We start from the raw sequence: 6,688 nt of genomic DNA, 5'->3' as shown, positions 1-6,688 counted from the left end.
AATACCTAGGTTGCAATTCCATTCATACTTGCTGTGGAGGGGTTCCCGAGCGGCCAAAGGGATCAGACTGTAAATCTGACGGCTCAGCCTTCGCTGGTTCGAATCCAGCTCCCTCCACCACTTCTCTTTACTACCTCATTTTATGTTCTAGTTATTCAAAAACCCATTGTAAACTCATGCCATGCTTATTTAACCAAGCGCTTGCTTTTTTGTGTTCTGAATAAAATAACCCTACACGATGCCAAAATTGTGTACTGTGATTTAAATACTTTAAATGCGCTAACTCATGCACAATCACGTAGTCAATTATCCATGTAGGTGCGCTTGCCAAGTGCAAGTTGAAGGTCAGTTCACGCCTGCGGTTACAACTGCCCCAGCGACGCTTATACAATTGAATACGAATATTGCTCGGTAGCTTTTCACCCATCAGCTGACAATAGTAGTTAACTCGCATTTCAATATAACTTTCTAACTTCTCATGCAAAAATTGCTCTAGCAAACCTTGATACATTTGCGTTCGATGCTTCACACGTGAAGAAATACTCAGTAACAGCGTTTGGCTTTCATTGTGCTGCTGCCATTGAGTGCGTGCTGCATTTTCAAATTGCACATTTACAGCTTCATTAAATAGTTTAATGCTATGGGTTTTGAGTGGAAACTGTCGTGTATCGGCTTGAATTTGTTGCTTATGTAACTGAGCATCAATCCAGCCCTGTTTACTCAACAGCCATTCATTAATTTGTGTTTTCGTTACAAAATGGGGCGCATACACCGTAAGTTCTCGTTGTGCGACTTTAATCGCTACTGTTTTTCTTCGTTTACTTCGCTTTAAAGTGTAATCCAACAATGAATGCTGCCTAGTTATAATTAAACACTGGGCTTTATTTTACCTTGTACCATAACGGCTGATCTATAAATAATCCCTACTAAATGCCATTTTAATACCAATGCATGTAGTAATTCTCAATGAATAGTAAGTTTAGAGCTTAAAACACTTACGTTGCTGTTGTAACTTAGAGCTCAATACCTTGTGATTATTGTTGCGTTTATATTAGACTGGGTTTAAGAGTTATTATGTGAATGATTGATGCTATCTAATTTTTTTATAAACCAACCAGATCCAAGTCTAATTATTAATGGTGTATACGACCCAAGTTTAGTGACACTATCTATACTCACCGCAATTTTTGCAGCCTACTTTTCCCTTCACGTTATCGATTTAGCAAATAATACTCACTTTAAGTCTTATCGTAAGCTGGCCAATGTAACTGCAGCTTTAGTGCTTGCTGGGGGGGTATGGAGTATGCATTTTATTGCTATGCTCGCATTTTCTTTGTGCACTACAATTGAATACGATCCCACACTCACTTTTGTGTCGTTTATACCGGCTTTACTGGCGTGTACCATTGCTTTTTCTTGTTTGAAAACATATAGCACCCACCCTCGTATTATCAATTTAATTCTAAGCTCACTTTTATTTGGCGCGGGTGTTGGCACCATGCATTACAGTGGTATGGCTGCAATGCAATTAAGTCCATTACTTCGTTATGATCCAATGTGGTTTAGCGCTTCAATTGTTGTAGCAGTGCTGCTCTCTTTCATCAGCCTCTATGTACGTTTTCATTTACCTACACACTTTAAAAAATTAACGCCGGTGCATAATCGTATTATTTGTGCGCTTATTCTGGGGCTTGCCGTGGCTGGCATGCACTATATGGGCATGGCCGCTGCGCGATTTATTGCAACCACTCCGATAATTAACGAGCAAACAAATCAATCGCACTTAACCTTTATTGCTATTAGTGTGTCGTTCGCCACGCTTTTATTAACAGCGGTGGTTGTGATCATCAATGGCATGATCCGCTACAGAATGCTGTTAGGAAAAAAATCTGCTGAAGAGTCTCGCCTTGATGCTATTTTATCAACTGCCATTGATGGCATCGTCACTATCAATATTAAAGGTACCATTTTAAGCTTTAATAAGGCCGCAGAAACGATTTTTGGCTGGAAAGATAGTGAGGTCATTGGCCTAAATGTAAAAATATTGATGGCTGATGATATTGCTAATCAACACGATGCTTTTTTAAAAAACACCACAAACCATGAAGTAAAGCGTGTGATTGGCGTTAATCGTGATGTGTGGGCAAAACATAAAAATGGTCATCAATTTCCAATTCGACTAGGGATTGGTGAAGTAAAGCAATTGCAAACTGAAACACTATTTGTTGGCTTTATTACCGATTTAACTGAACAAAAAGCATTACAACAAAGCTTAATTGAAAAAGAGCGACAATATCGTACCTTGATGAACAATATGCCCGGTGTTGTATTTCGCTGCTTGTTAGATGAACACTGGAGTATGTTGTTTATAAGCCCAAGCGTCTATGAACTAACTGGTTATCGCGCTGAAGAGTTTACTGAGCAGCGTATTACCTTTGCCGAGCTGATTGTTAAAGAAGATGAAGCGGCTATTTCTTTAGCCATTGATCAAGCGGTTGCATCAACCAGTCAATACTCAATTGAATATCGCATTCGCCATCGCAACGGCAATATTATTTGGGTACTGGATCAAGCAAGTATTGTCACAGGCTCTAAAAATGATGTCCGCTGGATTGATGGCGTTTTGGTTGATATAACCAAACGCTATGAATATGAGCAAAGCTTAAAACAAGCTAAATACGAGGCTGAAGTAGCCGCGCAAGCTAAACAGTCTTTTATGGCAAATATGAGTCATGAGATACGTACCCCCATGAATGCAATTATTGGCTTTAGTGATATTTTGATAGATAGCCCGCTTAATAAAGATCAACAGAAGCAAATAATTACTGTTAATAACGCCGCGCGTTCTTTGTTGCACTTACTTAACGATATCCTCGACTCAGCAAAGTTAGAAAAAGGTAAACTCGAAATTCAAAATGTACATTTTAACTTGCAAGAATTACTCGACAATATTGTGTCTACATTTTGGCTGGATGCAAAACGTAAAGACCTAAAACTCAATTTAAAAATAGCTGACAATGTGAATCCATTTTATTTTGGTGACGATACGCGTTTACGCCAAGTGCTAACCAATTTAATCGGCAATGCGATAAAGTTTACCGAACGAGGCCATGTTACTTTGTCGGTTACTCATAACCCCAATCATCCTATTTTATTTGAAGTACAAGACACAGGTATAGGTATTGAAAAAGATCGTCTTGAGGCTATCTTTAAACCTTTTGAGCAAGCAGACGGCACCACAACTCGCCGATTTGGTGGCACAGGGCTTGGAACAACGATTAGTAAACAGCTGGTTGAGTTAATGGGTGGCCATATATATGCACAAAGTACCCTTGGCCAAGGTAGCTGCTTTTGCTTTACTGTCGCGCTTGAAAAAGGCGAGAAAAGTCAGGTACAGCTCATTAGTAAAAACGTATTTAATTTACCACCATTAAAAATCTTAGTGGTCGATGACATTGAACAAAATATTGAGCTACTCACCATTATGCTCTCACAAGCTGGGCATCAGGTAAGAAAGGCTAATAATGGCTTTGAGGCCATTGAAATATTTAATCAACATCACTTTGATATTATTTTAATGGATATTCATATGCCTAAGTGCGATGGGATCAGTGCTACGGCATCAATTCGCTCTTTAGAGCAGCAAAAGCAACTAGAGCAAACCCCAATAATTGCTTTAACAGCCAGTGTGCTACAGCAAGACAAGCTAACAGCCAAACAAGCGGGTATGAATGGATTTACAACTAAACCCGTTGACATAAACCAGCTCAACTACGAAATAGCAAGAGTGCTTGGGCTTGCTATAAGCCAGTTAGAAACTGCAGATCCGATTGACTCAAAACTCCGTATAGATTTAGCTAAAGGTGAGAAAATGTGGGGCAGTAAAGAAAAGCACCTCAAAGAAGTCGCGCTCTTTTTAGCTCAGCATCAAAATAGTATGCAAACCTTAGCGACCAATAAGCTAAACGATAAACACCATGCTCAAATTCTACATAATTTAAAAGGTCTTGCAGGTAACTTAGCGCTTAATAATTTGTCTGACTTAGTTGCTCAAGCTGAAAAGCAGCGTGATATAGCTTCTTATGCCCAATGCATATTACAATGCCAACAAGAGTGGCAACAGCTAGCAGATAAATTATCACATTTACATTTTGCTCCTAAAGAGAATAAATTACAAAAAGTAACCGTGTCAAATGCTGAATTTATTCACCAATTAACGCTTTTACTTAGCCAAGCTAAACGAGCAGAGTTGGACGATACGTTATTAAGTTATATTGAGAAAATAACACCAGAACAGCACAAAAATGCTATTTTAAGCATTTGTGAACAGTTTAATGAATTTGAATTTGATAATGCAAAAATAGAGCTCAATGCATTATTAACAACACTTAATAATTAGCTCTTCTGAGGACGACGATGGCTCAATCTATAAATCAGGCGCGAATATTAATCGTCGATGATGAACCTGCGAATTTAAAAGTAATGCGCGAGGTTTTAGCGAGTAACTACCGTTTGTCGTTCGCTAAATCGGGGCTATTAGCACTGCAATTAATTGAAAACGATCCACCGAACCTCATTTTACTTGATGTTATGATGCCAGATATGAATGGCTTTGAAGTGTGTAAAATTTTAAAAGCTAATCCTACAACCGCACATATTCCAGTTATTTTTGTTACCGCACTTACACAAGAGCAAGATGAATCGGAAGGTTTTTCTTTAGGTGCAGTTGATTACATAACCAAACCTATTAGTCCTGCTATTGTAAAGGCAAGGGTAAAAACACATCTTTCTTTAGTACAAGCCGAGCAGCTAAAACAAGCACATGTAGACTTAGTAGAACGATTGGGGCGCGCTGCAGAGTACAAAGATACCGATACGGGTGAACATATTGCTCGAATGAGTCAATACAGCAAGGTACTTGCTTTAGCGCTAGGAATGAATGAGCAACACGCTGAGTTATTGCGCCAAGCTGCACCAATGCACGATGTCGGAAAAATAGGCATTCCTGATTCAATATTATTAAAACCAGGAAAATTAACTCCAGACGAATTTGCACACATGAAAGAGCATGCTGCTATAGGAGCTAAAATATTGGCCAACTCACCCTCCCCTTTGTTGCAACTTGCCCACGTACTGGCAATTGAACATCATGAGAAATGGGATGGCACAGGCTATCCTAATGGATTGAAAGGCGAAGAAATTTCGATTGAGGGACGGATTGTGGCGATTGCTGATGTATTTGATGCACTCACATCAAAACGTCCTTATAAAGAGCCTTGGAGCATTGAGCAAACAATAGAACATATGCAGCACCAAGCGGGAAAACATTTTGACCCACATCTAGTTGAGCTTTTTATTGGTCAGATAGGCGCTGTTCTAGCGATAAAAAAGGCCCATCAAGAGCGCGATTAAATCTCCCTTTATTTGAGCAAATATTACTGCGCAAAGTGCAACTGACCCTAGCTTCTTTTGGCATTGTGAGAGCCTAAAGCTACAGCCGGAAAATGCTGTTTTATAATACGATAGTCATGGGACGTGATCTCATGGCTATTGCCACTAATATCTTTAAAATACATTGAAAATGTCACGCCATGATCAGCCAATATGGTTTTCACTTGATGCTGTTCAAGATGCTTGAGCCAAATAACAAATTGCTCCCCTGTTGCAGCAAAAGCGATTCCTTTACTACGCCCATCGCCTTCAAATAAAGCCAATCGTGTAGTGGCGTTTTCATCTTCGAGTGTTAAAGGACCTTTTCCCTCTTCATTCCAAAAGGCTAACTCCTCTACTACGGTAAAACCAAGCACCTTTTCATACCACTCAATAGCTTGGTTGAGGCTTTGAACATTTAAATGACAATGATCAATTCCCGAAAGTTTAGGTGTCATCGCGTTGTTCACCAATTTCAGATTTAAGCTGAGCTAAAAAGTCGTGCATATATGCAGTGCGTCTTTGTGCTTCGGCTTTTGCAGAAGGAGTATTCATACTCTGGGCAATATGCAGTAATTTAATAAAAAAATGATCTAGGGTGTATTTTTTATCGTCTGCTTCTCGGTTTAAACAAAATGGATCATCGGGGTTGTATAATAATCGACTAATAGAGCCGCCTACTTTCATACAACGGCTTACGCCAATAGCACCCAAGGCATCCATTCTGTCAGCATCTTGTACAATCTGTGCTTCAACCGTTTTAATAGCAATATTGGCGCTAAAACTATGTGCGGCAATGGCATGGTGAATATCATCAAATAGCGCGTCATCATAGCCAATAGACGCTAAAAAGTTAATCGCTTTATCCGCGGCCATTGTTGATGCCCTTGCTCTATCTGGATGATTTTTAGCCACTGCGACACAATCATGCAACCAAGCTGCAGGCAATACAATCGCCATATCAGCCTGCTCTGCTATACATAGCTGCACAGCAACACGCACTACCCGTTCAATATGGGTAATATCATGGGCAACATCCGCATGTACTAAGGATGTAATAAAGTCTCTGCATTGCTGATTAAGTTGCTGTAATGAGGGGCTAAGAGCTGAATTGTCCACCGAATTTCCAAAAATCTATTTAAACGAGTTAATAATGGCTACTTTACCGCGATTTATAAGCCCCTTGCAAAACATTCATTGTATGTTGCGCGAGCCTTGACTAAAATACAGCGCTTATTTATTACTACAGAGAAGCCTT

The 6,688-nt window shown here is 39.6% G+C and carries 5 protein-coding genes and 1 tRNA gene; 3 read left to right on the top strand and 3 right to left on the bottom strand.

Translation table 11 applies throughout. The features are described 5' to 3' along the window. Positions 1-35 precede the first annotated feature (35 nt). Positions 36-120 (top strand) — tRNA-Tyr (locus CWB77_RS11765). Positions 121-151: 31 nt separating this feature from the next. Here CWB77_RS11765 and CWB77_RS11760 read toward each other — a convergent pair. Continuing rightward, positions 152-844, bottom strand: coding sequence for a M48 family metallopeptidase (locus tag CWB77_RS11760; protein WP_138622849.1), 693 nt, complete (start codon positions 842-844; stop codon positions 152-154). Between the two features lie 243 nt (positions 845-1,087). On the opposite strand from CWB77_RS11760, the gene CWB77_RS11755 reads away from it, so the two are divergent. Together CWB77_RS11755 and CWB77_RS11750 are read left to right on the top strand one after the other, a co-directional pair. Next, a complete protein-coding gene (locus CWB77_RS11755; protein WP_138622847.1) occupies positions 1,088-4,399 on the top strand; it encodes a PAS domain S-box protein in 3,312 nt (1,103 codons plus the stop codon). Between the two features lie 17 nt (positions 4,400-4,416). Further along, on the top strand, positions 4,417-5,412 hold the full coding sequence (locus CWB77_RS11750; protein ID WP_138622845.1) for a response regulator: 996 nt from the start codon (positions 4,417-4,419) through the stop codon (positions 5,410-5,412). Between the two features lie 47 nt (positions 5,413-5,459). On the opposite strand, the gene CWB77_RS11745 is transcribed toward CWB77_RS11750, so the two are convergent. Together CWB77_RS11745 and CWB77_RS11740 are read right to left on the bottom strand one after the other, a co-directional pair. After that, positions 5,460-5,888, bottom strand: a complete 429-nt coding sequence (locus tag CWB77_RS11745) for a VOC family protein (RefSeq protein ID WP_055013255.1) — start codon at positions 5,886-5,888, stop codon at positions 5,460-5,462. Continuing rightward, positions 5,878-6,549, bottom strand: coding sequence for an HD domain-containing protein (locus tag CWB77_RS11740; protein WP_010388506.1), 672 nt, complete (start codon positions 6,547-6,549; stop codon positions 5,878-5,880). Before CWB77_RS11740 ends, CWB77_RS11745 begins: the two co-directional genes overlap by 11 nt. Positions 6,550-6,688 lie beyond the last annotated feature (139 nt).

Origin of the sequence: Pseudoalteromonas sp. S1610, from assembly GCF_005887465.1 — a bacterium.
In the GTDB taxonomy this organism is placed as follows: domain Bacteria; phylum Pseudomonadota; class Gammaproteobacteria; order Enterobacterales; family Alteromonadaceae; genus Pseudoalteromonas; species Pseudoalteromonas undina.
This window is presented reverse-complemented; position numbering and strand designations above follow the sequence as displayed.

Excerpts from the sequence above, each read along its gene's own strand:
- CWB77_RS11755 (WP_138622847.1), top strand. The coding sequence starts at position 1,088 with ATGCTATCTAATTTTTTTATAAACCAACCAGATCCAAGTCTAATTATT.
- CWB77_RS11745 (WP_055013255.1), bottom strand. The coding sequence starts at position 5,888 with ATGACACCTAAACTTTCGGGAATTGATCATTGTCATTTAAATGTTCAA.
- CWB77_RS11750 (WP_138622845.1), top strand. The coding sequence starts at position 4,417 with ATGGCTCAATCTATAAATCAGGCGCGAATATTAATCGTCGATGATGAA.